The following is a 16,350-nucleotide window of genomic DNA, read 5'->3' as shown; positions in this document are numbered from 1 at the left end:
CCGCAGAGCACTCCGTCGGCGAGAGGGACATCGGAGATGGCCGAAACGAGCGGCTTCGCGGACACGAACATCCTTGCCCTGCACATGGGCGACGGTCTGATCGCCGACCGGGCGTCCGCGTGGTTCTTCGTCATCGCCGTGATCGGAGTCGGCATCGCCGCCTGGTACGCGCGCAGCGACCTGAACAAGCAGGCTGTACCCACCGCGGCGGCCGTCTGCGCCCTGGTCTTCGCCTTGCAGGTGGTCGATGTGCCGGTACTGCCGGATGTCAGCGGACACGTCGTCGGCGGTGCACTGGCTGCGATCGTGCTCGGCCCGTTCGTGGGTGCCGTGGCATTGACCATCGTCCTCGTGGTGCAGGCTTTCGTCTTCGCGGACGGAGGCCTGTCCGCAGTGGGCGCGAACGTCACCAACATGGTGCTCGTCGCCGTCGCGGCCGGCTTCCTCGCCGCGACGGCGCTGCGCGCATTGTGCGAGCACCGCGGGATGCGCCCCTTCGCCTCCCTCGGCCTGGCCTCCTTCGTCGGCGGATTCGTCTCGGTCCTCGCGGCCGTGACGGGATTCGTCGTCGAGTTCGCGCTCGGCGGCACCTCCACGGTGCCGATGTCGAACATCGGGTTCCTCTACGCGACACACATCCCGATCGGGGTGGTCGAAGGGCTGGTGACGGTCGCCGTCGTACTCGCCGTCGCACGGGTGTCCCCGGAGTCCGTCTATCTCACGCGACTCCCGCCCAACCCACTCGACGCGGATACCTCCCCTGCTCCGCCCCCGCGCCCACGTGCTCGCGGGACGCTGTTCGTGGGGCTGGCGGTTGCCTCACTGGCCATCGCAGGGCTCCTCGGTCCTCTCGCCGTGGACACTCCCGGTGCTCTCGAGGTCGCCACCGCACGGGGGTGCGAGATCGACGTGCAGTCCGCCGACGAGCTCACGGGTGAATGCATGGCGCGGGGCGTCGAGGAACATCGACTCGCGGACAGTGCGCTCGCGGATTACACGATCGCCGGACGTCCCGGCTCGACGGGCGTGGCCGCAGCACTGGGCGCGCTCGGCACCTTCGTCCTCGCGAGCGTGGGCTTCCGCGCACTCGTGCCCCGGCCGGCGACCACCGTCGGCACGGCGAAGACCGCGCCGCGGCGTATGCCCACCGCCTGAGCACACCGGTCAGTGCGGAAGGTGCGCCTCGATGATCGCCGCGGCCATCTCCCGGCCGAGCGTGATGGACTCGACGGAATGCTCGAACTTGCTGCCGGCGAGCGCGCCGTCGTAGATCAGTTGCACCCGCCGGGCCACACTGTCCGGTTCGGTCGCGCCGGCGAGGTCGAGCAGTTCGACGAGTGTCGAAAGCAACCATCGCCGGTGCGCGACCACCGGCTCGATCGGTTCCCGTGGGAATTCGGTCGCGGCATTCGCGTACTGGCACCCCCGGAAGTTCTTCTTCGGCGCCGACTGCATAGCGAGATCGAAGAAGGCGAGGATCTTCGCGACCGGTTCGTCCAGCGTTTCGACGGCTGCGTGCCACCGCTGCCGATCGTGCTTGTCGAGTTCGTCGAGATACGCGAGTACCAGTGCGTCCTTCGATCCGTACGACGAGTACAGGCTCGCGCGGGCCACCCCGGCCTCCGCGAGGATGCGGTCGATTCCCACAGCGCGAATGCCGTGTTCGGCGAAGAGCGCGCTCGCGGTGTCGAGCAGACGACGGGCGGGTGCAGGCTTCGCCGCGTTCTTCGAGGGCTCGGGGTTCTTCGGAGACTCGGGAATGCCTGCTGCTGAGGTCTCGGCGAGCGTACGCACGGACCCCAGGGTAACCGAGATCCCGGATAGACAGACCGGTCTATTCACATGTACGGTGACGACCGTGACACGCAGCCTTCTGACTCGCCGCCTGCACGTGGATCTCGTGCGGGTCGCGACTGCTGCGTGTCGTCGTTCCCACCGCTGACCGGCCCCTGTCTGCGCGCCGCCTGTCATGGCTGCGCCGTCGCCGACGCGAAACGGCGCCCGCCGCGCCCAGGCCGGTCACAGTTTCCGATCCACATTCCCCGGAAGGTGACCCCATGTCGCTGTATCTCTACGAACTCGTCCCCAACGAAGGCCAGGCCGAGGCCGCGATCAAGGCTTTCGACGAAGCCGTCGTCGCCGCCGGCGGCGAACTCATCGAATCGCAGGTCACCACCGGCGGCAAGCGTGTATTCGCGATCGCCGAGTTCGACGCGTGCCGCCCGGCCCAGCTCGAGTCCACCACCCTGGATGTCGCAGAGATCGTGGGTCCGAACGAGGTTCGCCTCGTCGGCGCCGATCTCGCGCAGATCAAGGCCACCCGGCCCGAGGCCGGCTATCTCGTCGAGTGGGACATCCCGGACACCATCGACATGGACACCTATCTCGCCCGCAAGAAGGCCAATTCGCCGAAGTACGCCGACGTCCCCGAGGTGAGCTTCCTGCGCACCTACGTCCGCGAGGACATGGACAAGTGCCTGTGCTTCTACAACGCCCCCGACGAGGCCGCGGTCGTCCGCGCTCGCGAGGTCGTCAGCACGCCCATCGACCGGCTCCACTCCCTCGAAGGATAGATAGATGACCGCGGCCATCGAACGAACCTACGAGCAGCGCGCTGCGATCGCGGCTTTCGTGCGCGACCGCGCCGCTGCCCTCGATCGGGGTGAGACCGACATCCGCATCGACCTCGCGCACATCGGCGAGGCGGGCCTGCTCCGCAAAGGCCTCAGCGGAGAGTGTCTCGACGAGATGGTCGCGGTCGTCGACGAGGTCGCCGCAGAGTCGCTGACGGTCGGATTCTCGCTGTGGGCGCAGCGTATGGCGCTCGAATACATAGATCGCGCACCGCAATTCCTGCGCGACCTCTATCGCGACGATCTGGCTTCGGGGCGCACGATCGGCGTGACGGCGATGGCCGCCGCCCTCAAGCACCTCGCCGGCCTCGGCGAGCTTCCACTGCTTGCAGAGCGCACCGACGACGGCATCACGGTGACCGGACCGATCCACTGGGCGTCCAACGTCTTTCCCGACTCCCTCATCGTCTTCCCTGCGCGCACGGCCGACGGGGAACGCCTCGTCGCCGTGGTGCGTGCCGATGCCGAGGGCATCACGATCGCGAACCCGCCGGAACTGCTCGCGCTGGGCGCCACGTCGTCGACTTCGCTGAGATTCGACGGAGTACGAATTCCGCAGTCGCACATCCTGACCGAGAACCTCGCCGGATTCTGCGGCATGATTCGCCCGACGTTCATGCTCCTGCAGACCTCCTTCTGCTCGGGCATCACGCGAGCGTCGCTCTCCGAAGCGTCGACGCGCCTGGACGGTCTCGGTGCACAGTTCTCGAGCGAGTTCGAAGACGTGTCGGCACAGTACGACTCCCTGCGTGAGCGCCTCTACCGCTTCGCGGCCGACCCATCTGTCGTCCCGCCGGCGGAGTTCATCCGCCTGCGACTCGACGGTTCGGTCGTCGCGGTCGCTGCGACCCGCCTCGAGGCCACACTGCGCGGGGGCGCCGGCTACGCGTCGGCGAGCGCCACCAACCGCAGGTTCCGCGAAGCGGCCTTCCTGCCCATTCAGTCGCCGTCGGAAGGACAGCTTCGGTGGGAACTGTCGCAGTACGAATAACCAACGGATACAAGAGCTTCACCGGACGCAAGGCGCCCGTCCTGCAGGGCGTGGACCTCGACATCGCGACCGGCGAGTTCCTCGTGGTCCTCGGCAGCAGTGGTAGCGGCAAGTCGACGCTGCTCCGGATCGTCGCAGGCCTCGATCATCTCGACCGGGGCTCCGTCGATTGGCCCGACACCGAGGGCGACAACCGTCCGCACACCGGAATGGTCTTCCAGCAACCGTTCCTGATGCCGTGGCTGACGGTTCGCCAGAACATAGCCTTCGGTGGACGTTTCGCAGCGCATCGGGAGCGGTTCGACAGCGCCTACGCCGACTCGCTCCTCGAGCGATTCGGACTCTCCGCGCTCGCCGGCTACTACCCCGACCAGTTGTCCGGAGGGCAGGCGCAGCGCATCGCGGTGATCCGCGCGGTGGCGGTGCGTCCGCGGCTGCTGCTGCTCGACGAGCCGTTCAGCGCTCTCGACCCGGCCACCCGTTCCGACCTGCGTGCGTGGCTCGGGGAACTCGCGCGCGATCTCGGGTTCACGACGGTCCTCGTCACGCACGACATCGACGAAGCCCTCGAGCTGGCCGACCGCATCGCGTTGTTCGGGCACAACGGTGTCGTTCGGCACGAGTGGTCTCTCGGCGACACGTCGGTGGTCGAGCGCGACACCCTGCGCACGGAGATCCTGGCGCACTACCGCGACTCCTCCTTGTCCGCGACATGACCGAACCGGGTCTGTTCGGCCGCCGTACCTTGATGCGCGGCGCACTGGGTCTCGCGGCTGCGGGCGGTGTCGCCGGAGTGGTCGATCTCGCGCGTACCGCCACCGCCGATCGCACCAATCGGACGGGACGGTTGCGCATCGGTTATCTGCCCATCACCGACGCCGCGCCGTTGCTCGTCGCGCACGGATCGGGTCTGTACCCGTCCGGTGTGGTCGATCCGGCCGAGCCGGTGCTCTTCCGTAGCTGGGCGTCGCTCGCCGAGGCCTTCGTCAGCCGCCGCGTCGACGTCGTGCATCTGCTCATGCCCATGGCCGTCCAGTTGCGTTACAGCCTGGGCAGTTCCGTGCGCATCCTCGGCTGGAACCACACCAACGGTTCGGCGTTGACGGTCGCACCGCACATCACCGACCTCGACGACCTCGCCGGGCAGCAGGTGGCGATCCCGTTCTGGTGGTCGATCCACAACATCGCGCTGCAGCAACTGCTGCGTGCCCGCGGGCTGACACCGGTCGTGCGGGAGGCGCCGTCGAAGTCCGCCCGCACGGTCGGGCTCGTCGTGATGGGGCCGTCCGACATGATTCCGGCCCTGGCAAACGGTTCGATCGCCGGTTTCACGGTGGCCGATCCGTTCAATGCCGCTGCGGAAGTCCGCGGGGTCGGGCGGATCCACCGGTTCCTCGGCGACGTCTGGCGCGACCATGCGTGCTGTGCACTGCTCGTTCACGAGGAACTGATCGCACGCGATCCGGTGGCCGTGCAGGCTCTCACCGACTCGGTTGTCGCCGCCCAACTGCAGATCGGCGCCGACCGCCAGGCTGCCGCCGGGTTGCTGTCCTCCGGCTATCTGCCGCAGCCGCTGCCCGCCATCACGAAAGCACTCACCTATCCGGGCCGCGAGGCCGGAACGGTGCACCCGCAGTGGCAACCTCAGCGCATCGGTTATCAGCCGTTTCCGTTCCCGAGTTTCACCGCGGCACTGATCGAGGCGATGCACGACACCGTCGTCGACGGCGACACGCGATTTCTGTCGCGCCTCGATCCGGCGACCGTGCACGACGATCTCGTCGACGACCGGTTCGTCCGCACGTCCCTCACTCGTGTCGACGGCACCGACGCCTTCGGCCTGCCCACCGATCTCACCCGCACAGAGGAGGTCGATCCCTCGTGAGCGCCCCGACCAGCACGGCTCCCGCTCCGGCCCGCACCGGCGTGCGCCTGCCGTTCGTCCCTCAGGCCGTCGCCATCGTCATCGCCGTCGCCTTGTGGTGGCTCGTCACGACCGTGCTCGTCGCTCCGGATTCGCTCGTGCGGGATTTCGCCCCGCAGTACGTCTTCCCGGCGATCGTCGACCTGTTCGCGCGCGGCGTGCTGCTACCCGACACCCTTGCGAGCCTGTGGCGGTTGCTGGTGGGGTTGTTGATCGCCGCGACTCTCGGCATCCCGCTCGGGTTGCTGATCGGCCTCAACCCGCTTGTCGAACGCGCGACGATGCCCGTCATGCAGTTCCTGCGGATGATCTCGCCCCTTTCCTGGGCTCCGATCGCAGTGGCACTGTTCGGCATCGGACACCAGCCGGTGTTCTTCCTGATCGCCGCGGCGGCGATATGGCCGATCGTCATCAACACCGCTGCCGGTGTGCACGGCATCGACCAGGGTTACCTGATGGTGGCACGCTCCTTCGGCGCGACCCGCCTGGAAATACTCACCACCGTCGTGCTGCCGGCAATCCGTGCGCAGGTGCAGACGGGTCTGCGGGTCGGTCTCGGTATCGCGTGGGTCGTGCTCGTCCCCGCCGAGATGCTGGGTGTGCGTTCCGGTCTCGGCTATCAGATCCTCAACGCCCGCGATCAGCTCTCCTACGACCAGGTGATGGCTGTCATCGTCGTGATCGGCTTCCTCGGTTTCTGGCTCGACTGGGCGGCTCGGCATCTGCTGCGCGAACGTCGCAAAGCGGTGAGCGTGGAGGAAGCCGACCGGCCCCTCGGCCCCTGATCAGGAGTCGAAGGGCGTCAGCACGAATACGGGGAGCTCACGGTCGGTGCGCTGGGCGTAGAGCGCGTAGTTGGGCCACGTCCGCAGCAGGACCTGCCACATTCGCTCACGCTCCTCACCCTCCACGACCCGCACCGACACCGTATGAGCCGACCCGTCGTAGAGGACCTCGGCGCGGTCGGCCGAGCGCAGGTTGACGGCCCACGACGGCGGTTTCGGGTGGCCCCAGTTCGACCCCACCACAAGCCATCCCCCGTCGTGCGGCACACACAGCAGCGGCGTGGACCGGGGCTCGCCGGTCTTGCGGCCTTTCACGGTGAGTACGAGAGAGGGAAGCCTCGCGAGCGCCAGCAAGGTCAGTTTGCCGCGCGTGACGAGCTGGATGGCCTTGTCCACTGCGATGATCGGGCGCGAATACCGTGGCAGCCACGGCAATGCTCCGATACGGACAGCGACCGGCCGGAGCAGATTCATGCGTCTATTTCCCCCAGGCTCCCAGCAGCGTGCGCGCTGCAGCGACGACGGCAAGCGGTTGATCGATCATCGGATGATGGCCCGAGGACGGAAGTTCGATCAGAAGCGCATCCGGCCCCAGAGTGTCGGCGATCCGCTCGAACAGCGCATCGTCGATGATGCCGCGTTCGCAGCGGAAGTACGCAACAGGACATCCCGGACTCATCACCTCGAGGCTACGGCGTCCTTCGCGTCCCATGCGCATATTGTCGAATTTCCACGACCATCCCCCGCTCACCTGTTTCAGCGCCCCGCGCGCAATGTGTTCGAGCACGTAGGGTTCCGCGTCGTCCTGCGGCGGTACGAGCCGGAATCGAGCAACGGCTGCCTCTACCGAGGGATATACCTTCGGCGGTCCGGCGTTCGCGACGGCCTTCGCACGCAGTTCGACTTCCTCGGGTGTCATGTCGCGAACCGGAGAGTCGATGATCACCACGCCGGCAAGTTTGTCGCCGTACAGATGCGACGCCGCGAACGCCACGATGCCGCCCATGCTGTGGCCGATGAGGATGGGCGGGCCACTGATACCGCCGGCTTCGGCCGAAGCCAGAACCTCCTCGGACCAGGCGTCCAGGGTGTAATGCTCGCGATGGTCGCTGTCGCCGTGACCGCTCAGGTCGAGCGCGACCACACGGCGACCGACTGCGATCTGCGGACCGATGTGGTCCCACCAGCCCGAGTGCGCCATACCTCCGTGGATGAGGACGACGCCTTCCGCGCCGGCCTCACCCCACGCCCGGTAGGCGATGGTCGCGCCCGCCACCTCTACCTTCCCGGTCTCGACCGGCGCGGCGAGTGCGTCTACGAACCACCTGGGAGCAGACCCGTCAGTGCTCATTACTCGAACTTATGTCAGATGTGACGCCGAACAACATCCGGGCCACCACTTCGATCCGCTGTACCTCGAGTTCGGGCTGCGGATGCACTGTCCACGACAGCGCTTCACCGTCGAACATGTGGACGAGCGAGAGCAGAACGTTGTCGAAGATCTCGGGCGGAAACCGGGTCGCGACCGGCAGCGACCTCCCGAACTCCACGATCTGGGCGTGGTACCGCTCCGCCATCGGCACGAGGTGTTCGCGCAGGACCGGATCGGTGCGCGCCGCGCCGAGCAGTTCGTACCAGGCGGCGTTCATCGGTGCCCGGCAGGCGGTACGCAACAGCTCGAGGCAGACCCGCAGCGACTCGCCGACGTCCTCCCGGTCCTCACCCAGCGCCGCAAGTCCCACTTCGAAGTTCGCGAACTGCCGTTCACGTACGGCGTCGGCGGCCGCGATCATCAGCTCGAGTCGCGTCGGGAAGTGCCTGAACACCCCGCCGGACGAGACTCCCGAGCGGCGGCACACCTCGCCGATCGTGGTCGCGGTGTAGCCGAGCTCGGCGAGGGAGGTGATGGTCGCGTCGAGGATACGGCCGATCGTCTCTTCCCTACGCTCCTGCTGGGTGCGACGTGCCGCGGGCGCGCTCACGCGACGGGCTCACCTGCCGGCGTACGTGCCGGCGTACGAGCCGGAGCGGGTCCGCGTTCCTCGATCCCGGCACGCAGGAACCTGCCCGTACCCACGGTCCGGCCGAAGCCGGGCACGAACTCGCCGTCGCGGAAGACCACCCGGCCGGCGACCGCCGTCGCGGTCACCGCGCGATCGTTGCGGTTGACCATCCGGCGCAGTCCTCCGAACTCCTCGAGCGGCGCCTCGTGATACGCGTCGACATCCTCGTTCAGCCCGGCCGGGTCGACGACGACGAAGTCGGCCCGATCGCCCACCCGTAGATATCCGGCGTCGATCCCGTAGAAGTCGCCGAGTTCGCCGGTGAGCTTCCGGACGGCCTCGGGCAAGGTCAGGAAGGGCTTGCGCTCGTTCTCGGCTTCGTGGACACGTCGGAGCAGGCAGACAGCGAAGTTGTAGAAGGCCATGTTCCGCAGATGGGCACCGGCATCCGAGAACCCGACGGTGATACCGGGTGTACGGACGAGCCGGTCCGCAACCTTCGACCGGTCGTTGGCGATGACGGTGTGCCAACGGAACTTCCGGCCGTACTCGACGACCAGGTCGAGGAAGGTGTCGACCGGGTGCAGATTCCTCTCGCGCGCGACGTCGCCGATCGAGCGGCCGACGAGCGAAGCGTCGGGGCATTCGACGATCCGGGTGTCGTCGAAGTCGCGGTGCCACACACGAGGCGAGAACTTCTTCTCGAAGTCCTGCCGGAACCAGCGACGGTACGCTTCGTCGCGCAGCAGGTCGTTGCGGGCGATCTCGTCCTGTAAGTGCAGAGCAGCACGGCCCGAGCCGAACTCCTCGAAGACGACGAGGTCGATGCCGTCGGAGTACACCTCGAACGTCGTGGGCAGGTGCTGCCAACGGAAGGAACCCTTGCCGATCCGGTTCGCGGCGAACGCGATCGGACCGAAGATGCGGTTCACCCAGCGTTCGGCCTTGGTGTCGGCCGCCGCGAGCACGGACGCCTTCATCGGCTTGCGTCCGATGCCGGTGCTGGCGAGCGCGAAGAACGCGACGTCGTATTTGGTGTTCAGATTCGGCACCGCCTGGAGGGTGCGACCCCGTCGGCGCAGAATCTTGTGGAGACGACGGAATTCCGACCACGACGCGTGGGTCGACGGAAGCGTGCGCGAGCGGTAACGGTCGCCGTCCATCTTGTCCCACGGGTTCGTCATGGTCGACACACCGAGAAATCCGGCGTCGAGCGCGTCTTCGACCCGCGCGTCGATGTCGGCGAGTTCGGCGCGGGTCGGCCGGTTCGCAGATTCGGTGGAGCGACCGAGCCCCATCACCGAGGCACGTACATCCGAATGGCCGACGAAGGCGGTCACGTTCGGACCGAGCGGCAGCTTGTTCAACGCGTCGATGTATTCGCGTGGCGTGGTCCAGGTCTTCGACTTCTCCAGTGCCGTGAGCACATGCTCGCGCGGGAGCGCTTCGACGCGGCTGAACAGGTCGGCGGCATCGACGGGCGGCACGAACACCGTCGAGATCGAACAGTTGCCCATGAGCACGGTGGTCACGCCGTGTCGCACCGATTCGGGCAAGCCCGGACCCACGAGCACCTCGGCGTCGTAATGGGTGTGGGTGTCGACGAAGCCGGGCATCACCCAGCGGCCGCGGGCGTCGACGACCTCGGTCTCCGGCCCTGCCGGGAGTTCCTCGGGGGTCGCGGTGACGAGCACCCCGTCGCGTATTCCGAGATTGCGGACGACTCCGGGTGCACCCGTCCCGTCGAACCAGAGCCCGCCCTGGACGACGACATCGAAATCCCGATCACTGTGATCCACGCCACTCATGGGGCGAGCGTAGCACGAAAAAGAGGTTGCACACTCTCTAAATTTCGGCGTGCGCTCGGGGACTCGGACAGCCCCTCCGATCGCTCCGGCGGGCATGGTGCGCGTGCGATGCGTGACCGTCTACGGTTCGGCCATGGAGCTCGACACGACCCCTGCACTGCTCGTCGACCGCGACGTCCTCGACCACAACATCGCGCGGCTGGCACAGTCGGCGCAGTCGAGGAGCCTGTCGCTGCGGCCGCACGCGAAGACGCACAAGTGCCTCGAGATCGCTCGTCACCAACTCGACGCGGGAGCCTGCGGCTTGACGGTCGCGACCGTCTCCGAAGCCGAGGTCTTCGCCGAAGCCGGATTCGAGGATCTGTTCGTGGCATATCCGCTGTGGGTGGACGCAGCCCGCGGCGCCCGGCTGCGCACTCTGGCCGACCGTTGTCGCCTCACCGTCGGGATCGACTCCCCGTCCGGAGCTCGGCAACTCGTCGAACATGCCGGCACTGCGATCGGCGTCCTCGTCGAGATCGACAGCGGGCATCACCGCACCGGAGTTCGGCCCGAACAGGCGGGAACTGTGGCGTCGGCTGCCCACGACGCCGGTCTCGAGGTGAGAGGTGTCTTCACCTTCCCCGGCCACTCGTACGCGCCCGACGGTCCACACCGTGCTGCCCGGGACGAGGCCGACGCCCTTACCGCCGCTGCCGATTCACTCCGCACTGCGGGGATCGAGCCGGCCGTGATCAGCGGCGGATCATCACCCACCGCGCTTGTCGATCTACCCACCCCCGCAACCGAACTGCGTCCGGGTGTGTACGTCTTCGGTGATGCCCAACAGCTCGAACTCGGAGTCGTGACCGAAGCCGATATCGCCCTGACGGTGCTCGCCACGGTCGTCTCGGCCCGAGACGAGACTGTCGTCCTGGACGCCGGATCCAAGGTTCTCGGCGCCGACCGGGCCACCTGGGCCACGGGGTACGGACGCATCCTCGGCGAACCCGCCGCGCGGATCACTGCACTGTCGGAGCATCACGCGACAGTGCAGTGGCCGAACCCGACGACCCGCCCGGACCTCGGGGCCAGGGTGCAGGTGATTCCCAACCACGCGTGCAACGCCGTGAACCTCGCGAACGAACTGGTGGCGGTCTCCGGCAACGTGGTGGTGGAGCGATGGGAGGTCGCGGCGAGAGGATGCAACACGTGAGGTCGAGACGGCTTCTGCACGACCGCATCGAATTCGGCGTGTAGATCACGAACACGACGCGAGAGCCGCCCGTCCGCCGTTACGCTGCGGTGGTGCCCCTCAACCCCGACCTCGCCGGACGCACCTTCCCGCCGACGCCCTATCTCGTCGGCCGGGAGAAGGTTCGGGAGTTCGCGCGCGCCGTTCGCGCGAGCGACCCGATTCACCTCGATGTCGAAGCATCCCGAGCCGCCGGATTCGCCGATGTCGTAGCTCCGGCGACCTTCACCACGGTCGTCCAGAGCCCGTCGGTGACGCAATTTCTACAGACGCCGGGTACCGGTATCGAACTGCACCGAGTGGTGCACGGCTCGGAGAAGGTCGAGTACCGGCGGCCGATCGTCGCCGGTGACGATCTCACGACCACGCTGACCATCACGGACGTCATCGAACGCGCCGGCGGCCACATTCTGTCTACGATCTGCGAGATCCGGGACAGCGCAGGAAATCTCGTCGCATCGGTCACTTCGAAGTTCATTCACAGGGGGGACGACACATGACGCTCGGCGCCGCGACCGAATTCGACGACCTCGAGGTCGGTGCGATCATCACGAAGACGGAGCTGAGGGTGACTCGGGAGGATCTGGTGCGGTACGCCGGGGCCTCGGGCGATTTCAACCCGATCCATTTCGACGACACCGTCGCGGCCGGCGAAGGACTCCCCGGCGTTCTCTGCCAGGGCATGCTCACCGTCGCCCTCGCCCTGCAAACCGTTACCGAATGGCTCGGAGATCCCACCGCAGTCCTGTCCTACGAAACCCGTTTCACGCGACCCGTAGTGGTCGACTCGGTGCACGGCACCGAACTGTCGATATCCGCGAAGATCGGGCAGCTCGACAGGACGGAACGCACCGCACGCATCGATCTCACGGTCTCCGCCGGCGACCAGCGGGTACTCGGCAAGACCCACGTCCGGCTCGCGCTACCTTCCTGACGCGGCCCGGACTTTGCTGTCTTCACCGCCGAAACGCCGTCGAGCGACGGAACGGGCTTCGACACGGCAAGATCGACCCATGTCCCGTAGATCTTTCGCGAGCTTCGTCGCCGCAGCAGCGGTGCTCCTCGGGGCATGCGCTTCCCCGTCGAATCCCTCCGCCGACGAGGGCCCTGCCGGGATGAGCCGGTCTGCCACCGAATCCCCGTCGTCAGAGCCGGGCGCTCCGCGCGTCACCGGCACCGTCGCGTCCGGCCTCGACACGCCGTGGGGCATCGCTTTCCTTCCCGACGGGTCGGCGCTGTTCACCGAACGCAACACCGGCCGGATCCTCGAGATCACCGACGGCACGACCCGCGAGGTCGGCCGCATCGACGACACCCGCGTACAGGGCGAATCGGGATTGCTGGGGATCGCGGTCTCACCGGCCTTCGACACCGACCGCCTCGTGTACCTCTACGTCACCACCGAGCACGACAACCGGATACTGCGCGCCACCTTCGACGGCGCCGCCATCGCCCGACCCGAGGTGATACTCGACGGCATTCCCGCCGGGCGGATCCACGACGGTGGACGGATGCTGTTCGGCCCCGATGGGATGCTGTACGTCGCCACCGGTGAAGCGGGCGAACGCGAACTCGCCCAGGATCCGGATTCGCTCGGCGGCAAGATTCTCCGTATCGACGGTGAGGGCGAACCCGCACCCGGTAATCCGGACCCGGACTCGCCGGTCTTCTCACTGGGCCACCGCAATGTGCAGGGACTCGCCTTCGACGACCGAGGGCGATTGTGGGCGTCGGAGTTCGGGCAGAACGACGTCGACGAGTTGAATCTCGTGACACCCGGCACGAACTACGGCTGGCCCGAGGTCGAAGGTGCAGGAGGGCCGGACGAATTCGTCGATCCGGTACTCACCTGGCCGGTCTCGGAGGCATCCCCGTCCGGACTTGCATGGTTCGAGGGCAGTCTGTGGATGGCGGGACTTCGAGGAGAACGACTGTGGCGCATCGACATCGATGATTCGAACATCGACGGCACCGACGGGGAGGCCATCGCCGCAACCGCGACAGACTTCCTCGTCGGTGAGTACGGGAGGTTGCGAACCGTCGTCGCCGCGCCGGACGGCTCACTGTGGCTGACGACGTCCAACCGGGACGGTCGCGGCAGCCCGGCCGACGACGACGATCGCATCCTCCGCACAGAGATCGCCTGACGATCAGGGCACGAGCACGACCACCGTCTCGGCGACGAGCGCCGGACGCTCCGAACCCTCGATCTCGATGGTGTAGCCCACCACAAGGTTCGCGCCCTTGGCGGTGCGCTCGAGCGACTTGAATTCCGCGCCGGCACGGATCCGCGAGCCGACGACCACCGGTGCCGGGAACCGGACCTTGTTGCTGCCGTAGTTGACCTTCATCTTCAGACCTTCGAGGGAGAAGATTTCGGTGGCCAGCACGGGCAGCAGCGACAGCGTCAGGTAGCCGTGGGCGATGGTCGCGCCGTAGGGGCCGTCCTTCGCGCGCTCCGGATCGACGTGGATCCACTGGTGGTCGCCGGTGGCTTCGGCGAACAGGTCGATACGTTTCTGGTCGATCTCGAGCCAGTCGCTGTAACCGAGGTGTTCTCCTACAGCCTTCTCGACCTCGTCGATTCCGTTGATGACCCGCATGTTTACTCCTGTCGATGTGGACGGCGGTCAGTGACCGGCCCGCCGGAGGGTGACGCGATAGGTGTAGTGCTCGGGCAGAAAGTAACTCACCGAAAGCTCGGTGGGCACCCCTGCGTCGTTCGAGTACAGTCGGTCGACGCGCAGCAGAGGATGCCCCACGGCGCAGTTCAGTTCCCGTGCTGCCCGTTCGTCGGCGAGCGCGACCGTGATGGACTGTGCAGCTTCGACGATGGGGCTGTCGAGATGCGGTTCGAGCAGACCGATCATGGTGTTCCTGCTCGATGCGCCCGCTTGAAGCTCCGGCGCGTCGAGCACGTGAGCCGCGACGCGCTCGGGCAGGTGAACAGTTGTGAGCACGAAGGGTATTCCGTCGTGCAGACGCTTGAACACCGCCGTGTACAGCACGTCGGTGTCGAGGCGGAGCCGGCTTGCGGCGTCGATGTCGACTCCGCGTCGCAGCGGCGAAACGATCTGCATGACCGTGTCGGCCGACAGTGCCAGCAGATCCTCGATGGAACCGAGCTGTCGCCGGTAGCGCCGCCCCGACTCGTTCGCGAAGGTACCGCGTCCGGGAACGCGGTAGACGATGCCATCGGCCACGAGGTCCTGGAACGCGCGACGCACCGTCTGCCGGCTCACGCCGTGTTCTTCGGCGAGTTCGGCTTCTGTGGGCAGCCGTGTGCCGTCGCTGTACTGCCCCGCTTCCACGGCCTCGCGAAGCAGGCGCGCGAGTTGCGCGTAGGCCGGTTCGGTCTCCCGCACCTTGTTGTCCATGACGGACCGATCCTAGCTGCCGGTCGTCACAGGCCACCGCGTGCTACGAGCTGACTTGCGATGACGTTGCGCTGGATCTCGTTGGTGCCCTCACCGACGATCATCAGCGGCGCGTCGCGGAAGTACCGCTCGACGTCGTACTCGGTGGAATAGCCGTAGCCTCCGTGGATGCGCACCGCGTTCAGTGCGATCTCCATCGCGACCTCCGAGCAGTACAGCTTGGCCATGCCGGCTTCCATGTCGCAGCGCTCACCGCTGTCGTACTTTTCCGCCGCATACCGTGCCAGCTGCCGCGCCGCCGTGAGTTTGGTAGCCATCTCCGCGAGGTAGTTGCCGATCGACTGGTGCTTCCAGATCGGCACGCCGAAGCTCTCCCGCTGCTGTGCGTAGGCGAGCGAATCCTCGAGCGCAGCGGCCGCGACACCGAGGGCACGCGCGGCGACCTGCAGCCGCCCCGTCTCCAGCCCCTTCATCATGTGCCCGAAGCCCTTGCCCGGCTCACCGCCGAGGATCGCGTCGGCGGAGATGCGGTAGTTGTCGAAGCTCAGCTCACACGACTCGACGCCCTTGTAGCCGAGCTTGGGCAGATCACGGGAGACGGTCAGGCCCGGACCGTGCTCGACCAACACAACGGAAATGCCCTTGTGCCGCGGCTGCGCGGTGGGATCGGTCTTGCACAGCAGCGCGATCAGACCGGCGCGACGTGCGTTCGTGATCCACGTCTTCGCCCCGTTGATGACCAGCTCGTCGCCGTCGCGCTTGGCGGTCGTGGTCATCGCCTGCAGGTCGGAGCCGCCGCCGGGCTCGGTCAGCGCCATCGTCGCGCGGATCTCACCGGTGGCAAGCTTGGGCAGGTACTTGCTCTTCTGCTCCTCGGTCCCGAACAGCGTCAGCAACTTCGCGACGACGGTGTGCCCGCCCATCGCGCCCGACAGCGACATCCAGCCTCGGGCGAGTTCCTCGGTGACCTGCACGTAGCACGGCATCGACACCGGCGAGCCACCGTATTCTTCCGGCACGGCGAGCCCGTAGATGCCGATCTGCTTCATCTGCTCGATCCACTTCTCGGGATACTCGTCGGCGTGCTCCACCTCCTGCACCGTGGGCTTGACCTCTCGATCGACGAAGTTTCGGACGGTCTCGACGAGAAAAGCCTCTTCGTCGCTCAGATGGGTCACGGGGCATTCCTCCGCTCGGGGCGGGCCGCACGGGCCCGGAGAACTTTGTACGGCCATTTTGTGGACGATTCTCGAGCCTTGTCAACGCGCGAACCCGCTCACCTCGCGGCGATTCAAGAGTTTTCGCCGATGCGAACGACTACTGGAATCTATGGGTGGCCGGCCACCCGTAATGGCCGTACATTTAGCGCCGTCAAATTCCGACCGAACTCCGCGAGGTTCTTCCGTGTATTCCGAGCAACACCTCCGCCGGCGCGCCGTACTCGTCGCGCCCGGCTCCGACGAACGCAAAGCCGGTAAGGCTCTCGCCTCCACCACCGACGAGATCGTCCTCGACCTCGAGGACGCCGTCACCGCCACGCTCGACGGCCGGATGCTCGACGAGGCCGTCGCCGCCCGCCGCATCCTGTCGAAGAT

General features: G+C 66.9%; 19 protein-coding genes and 1 pseudogene. 12 read left to right on the top strand and 8 right to left on the bottom strand.

What is annotated here, in order from left to right; all coding sequences use genetic code 11:
* Positions 1 to 36: 36 nt before the first annotated feature.
* Complete coding sequence (locus ABZ789_RS09770) at positions 37 to 1,155, top strand: energy-coupling factor ABC transporter permease (protein ID WP_358422558.1); 1,119 nt, start codon at positions 37 to 39, stop codon at positions 1,153 to 1,155.
* Between the two features lie 9 nt (positions 1,156 to 1,164).
* On the opposite strand, the gene ABZ789_RS09765 is transcribed toward ABZ789_RS09770, so the two are convergent.
* Positions 1,165 to 1,761: a TetR/AcrR family transcriptional regulator gene (locus tag ABZ789_RS09765; protein ID WP_358423133.1), complete on the bottom strand. Its 597-nt coding sequence runs from the start codon at positions 1,759 to 1,761 to the stop codon at positions 1,165 to 1,167.
* Between ABZ789_RS09765 and ABZ789_RS09760 the strand changes: the two genes are divergently transcribed.
* From ABZ789_RS09760 to ABZ789_RS09735, 6 genes are all read left to right on the top strand, one after another.
* Positions 1,655 to 1,942: a putative leader peptide gene (locus ABZ789_RS09760; RefSeq protein ID WP_358422555.1), complete on the top strand. Its 288-nt coding sequence runs from the start codon at positions 1,655 to 1,657 to the stop codon at positions 1,940 to 1,942. The two genes, ABZ789_RS09765 and ABZ789_RS09760, sit on opposite strands and share 107 nt — an antisense overlap.
* A 115-nt stretch (positions 1,943 to 2,057) precedes the next feature.
* Positions 2,058 to 2,573: a DUF4242 domain-containing protein gene (locus ABZ789_RS09755; RefSeq protein WP_358422552.1), complete on the top strand. Its 516-nt coding sequence runs from the start codon at positions 2,058 to 2,060 to the stop codon at positions 2,571 to 2,573.
* Between the two features lie 4 nt (positions 2,574 to 2,577).
* On the top strand, positions 2,578 to 3,624 hold the full coding sequence (locus tag ABZ789_RS09750) for an acyl-CoA dehydrogenase family protein (protein WP_358422549.1): 1,047 nt from the start codon (positions 2,578 to 2,580) through the stop codon (positions 3,622 to 3,624).
* Positions 3,600 to 4,340 (top strand): ATP-binding cassette domain-containing protein, encoded by a 741-nt coding sequence (locus tag ABZ789_RS09745; RefSeq protein WP_358422546.1) that lies wholly within the window; start codon positions 3,600 to 3,602, stop codon positions 4,338 to 4,340. Before ABZ789_RS09750 ends, ABZ789_RS09745 begins: the two co-directional genes overlap by 25 nt.
* Complete coding sequence (locus ABZ789_RS09740; protein WP_358422543.1) at positions 4,337 to 5,509, top strand: ABC transporter substrate-binding protein; 1,173 nt, start codon at positions 4,337 to 4,339, stop codon at positions 5,507 to 5,509. The genes ABZ789_RS09745 and ABZ789_RS09740 overlap by 4 nt, the downstream gene beginning before the upstream one ends.
* Entirely contained in the window at positions 5,506 to 6,333 is an 828-nt protein-coding gene (locus ABZ789_RS09735; RefSeq protein WP_358422540.1) for an ABC transporter permease, read from the top strand. Before ABZ789_RS09740 ends, ABZ789_RS09735 begins: the two co-directional genes overlap by 4 nt.
* Here ABZ789_RS09735 and ABZ789_RS09730 read toward each other — a convergent pair whose 3' ends face one another.
* From ABZ789_RS09730 to ABZ789_RS09715, 4 genes are read right to left on the bottom strand one after another with little or no spacing between them, the layout of a single operon-like run.
* Positions 6,334 to 6,807, bottom strand: coding sequence for a nitroreductase family deazaflavin-dependent oxidoreductase (locus ABZ789_RS09730; RefSeq protein ID WP_358422537.1), 474 nt, complete (start codon positions 6,805 to 6,807; stop codon positions 6,334 to 6,336).
* Positions 6,808 to 6,811: 4 nt separating this feature from the next.
* Positions 6,812 to 7,684, bottom strand: a complete 873-nt coding sequence (locus tag ABZ789_RS09725) for an alpha/beta hydrolase (RefSeq protein WP_358422534.1) — start codon at positions 7,682 to 7,684, stop codon at positions 6,812 to 6,814.
* The gene (locus ABZ789_RS09720; RefSeq protein WP_358422531.1) at positions 7,674 to 8,315 is read right to left on the bottom strand and encodes a TetR/AcrR family transcriptional regulator; all 642 of its coding nucleotides are present in this window, start codon (positions 8,313 to 8,315) and stop codon (positions 7,674 to 7,676) included. The genes ABZ789_RS09725 and ABZ789_RS09720 overlap by 11 nt, the downstream gene beginning before the upstream one ends.
* Entirely contained in the window at positions 8,312 to 10,144 is a 1,833-nt protein-coding gene (locus tag ABZ789_RS09715) for an amidohydrolase family protein (protein WP_358422528.1), read from the bottom strand. Before ABZ789_RS09715 ends, ABZ789_RS09720 begins: the two co-directional genes overlap by 4 nt.
* Before the next feature lie 133 nt (positions 10,145 to 10,277).
* On the opposite strand from ABZ789_RS09715, the gene ABZ789_RS09710 reads away from it, so the two are divergent.
* The 4 genes from ABZ789_RS09710 to ABZ789_RS09695 all read left to right on the top strand — a co-directional run bounded on the left by ABZ789_RS09710 (position 10,278) and on the right by ABZ789_RS09695 (position 13,525).
* Positions 10,278 to 11,339 (top strand): alanine racemase, encoded by a 1,062-nt coding sequence (locus ABZ789_RS09710; protein ID WP_358422525.1) that lies wholly within the window; start codon positions 10,278 to 10,280, stop codon positions 11,337 to 11,339.
* 92 nt (positions 11,340 to 11,431) lie between these two features.
* Positions 11,432 to 11,878 carry a MaoC family dehydratase N-terminal domain-containing protein gene (locus ABZ789_RS09705; protein ID WP_358422522.1) on the top strand — a complete coding sequence of 149 codons (447 nt, stop codon included), beginning with the start codon at positions 11,432 to 11,434 and terminating at the stop codon, positions 11,876 to 11,878.
* Positions 11,875 to 12,312 (top strand): MaoC/PaaZ C-terminal domain-containing protein, encoded by a 438-nt coding sequence (locus tag ABZ789_RS09700; RefSeq protein ID WP_358422519.1) that lies wholly within the window; start codon positions 11,875 to 11,877, stop codon positions 12,310 to 12,312. Before ABZ789_RS09705 ends, ABZ789_RS09700 begins: the two co-directional genes overlap by 4 nt.
* A gap of 79 nt (positions 12,313 to 12,391) precedes the next feature.
* Positions 12,392 to 13,525 carry a PQQ-dependent sugar dehydrogenase gene (locus tag ABZ789_RS09695; protein WP_358422516.1) on the top strand — a complete coding sequence of 378 codons (1,134 nt, stop codon included), beginning with the start codon at positions 12,392 to 12,394 and terminating at the stop codon, positions 13,523 to 13,525.
* A 3-nt stretch (positions 13,526 to 13,528) separates the two neighbouring features.
* On the opposite strand, the gene ABZ789_RS09690 is transcribed toward ABZ789_RS09695, so the two are convergent.
* The 3 genes from ABZ789_RS09690 to ABZ789_RS09680 are packed head-to-tail and all read right to left on the bottom strand — an operon-like array spanning position 13,529 to position 15,933.
* Positions 13,529 to 13,981: a MaoC family dehydratase gene (locus ABZ789_RS09690; protein ID WP_358422513.1), complete on the bottom strand. Its 453-nt coding sequence runs from the start codon at positions 13,979 to 13,981 to the stop codon at positions 13,529 to 13,531.
* 27 nt (positions 13,982 to 14,008) lie between these two features.
* On the bottom strand, positions 14,009 to 14,755 hold the full coding sequence (locus ABZ789_RS09685; protein WP_358422510.1) for a GntR family transcriptional regulator: 747 nt from the start codon (positions 14,753 to 14,755) through the stop codon (positions 14,009 to 14,011).
* A 26-nt stretch (positions 14,756 to 14,781) separates the two neighbouring features.
* Entirely contained in the window at positions 14,782 to 15,933 is a 1,152-nt protein-coding gene (locus ABZ789_RS09680; protein WP_358422507.1) for an acyl-CoA dehydrogenase family protein, read from the bottom strand.
* 226 nt (positions 15,934 to 16,159) lie between these two features.
* Between ABZ789_RS09680 and ABZ789_RS09675 the strand changes: the two are divergent.
* A pseudogene (locus ABZ789_RS09675) lies at positions 16,160 to 16,285 on the top strand (CoA ester lyase); the annotation flags it as partial.
* Positions 16,286 to 16,350: the final 65 nt, after the last annotated feature.

The organism is Rhodococcus sp. NPDC047139 (assembly GCF_040643435.1).
GTDB lineage: Bacteria > Actinomycetota > Actinomycetes > Mycobacteriales > Mycobacteriaceae > Rhodococcus.
The sequence above is the reverse complement of the archived record's forward strand: the minus strand, read 5'-3'. Positions and strand labels throughout refer to the sequence as shown.

What these genes read in the sequence shown, in the direction of transcription:
- ABZ789_RS09770 (WP_358422558.1), top strand. Translation starts at nt 37, where the DNA reads ATGGCCGAAACGAGCGGCTTCGCGGACACGAACATCCTTGCCCTGCAC.
- ABZ789_RS09700 (WP_358422519.1), top strand. Translation starts at nt 11,875, where the DNA reads ATGACGCTCGGCGCCGCGACCGAATTCGACGACCTCGAGGTCGGTGCG.
- ABZ789_RS09715 (WP_358422528.1), bottom strand. Translation starts at nt 10,144, where the DNA reads ATGAGTGGCGTGGATCACAGTGATCGGGATTTCGATGTCGTCGTCCAG.
- ABZ789_RS09710 (WP_358422525.1), top strand. Translation starts at nt 10,278, where the DNA reads ATGGAGCTCGACACGACCCCTGCACTGCTCGTCGACCGCGACGTCCTC.
- ABZ789_RS09740 (WP_358422543.1), top strand. Translation starts at nt 4,337, where the DNA reads ATGACCGAACCGGGTCTGTTCGGCCGCCGTACCTTGATGCGCGGCGCA.
- ABZ789_RS09750 (WP_358422549.1), top strand. Translation starts at nt 2,578, where the DNA reads ATGACCGCGGCCATCGAACGAACCTACGAGCAGCGCGCTGCGATCGCG.
- ABZ789_RS09690 (WP_358422513.1), bottom strand. Translation starts at nt 13,981, where the DNA reads ATGCGGGTCATCAACGGAATCGACGAGGTCGAGAAGGCTGTAGGAGAA.
- ABZ789_RS09725 (WP_358422534.1), bottom strand. Translation starts at nt 7,684, where the DNA reads ATGAGCACTGACGGGTCTGCTCCCAGGTGGTTCGTAGACGCACTCGCC.
- ABZ789_RS09760 (WP_358422555.1), top strand. Translation starts at nt 1,655, where the DNA reads ATGCCGTGTTCGGCGAAGAGCGCGCTCGCGGTGTCGAGCAGACGACGG.
- ABZ789_RS09685 (WP_358422510.1), bottom strand. Translation starts at nt 14,755, where the DNA reads ATGGACAACAAGGTGCGGGAGACCGAACCGGCCTACGCGCAACTCGCG.
- ABZ789_RS09695 (WP_358422516.1), top strand. Translation starts at nt 12,392, where the DNA reads ATGTCCCGTAGATCTTTCGCGAGCTTCGTCGCCGCAGCAGCGGTGCTC.
- ABZ789_RS09755 (WP_358422552.1), top strand. Translation starts at nt 2,058, where the DNA reads ATGTCGCTGTATCTCTACGAACTCGTCCCCAACGAAGGCCAGGCCGAG.
- ABZ789_RS09730 (WP_358422537.1), bottom strand. Translation starts at nt 6,807, where the DNA reads ATGAATCTGCTCCGGCCGGTCGCTGTCCGTATCGGAGCATTGCCGTGG.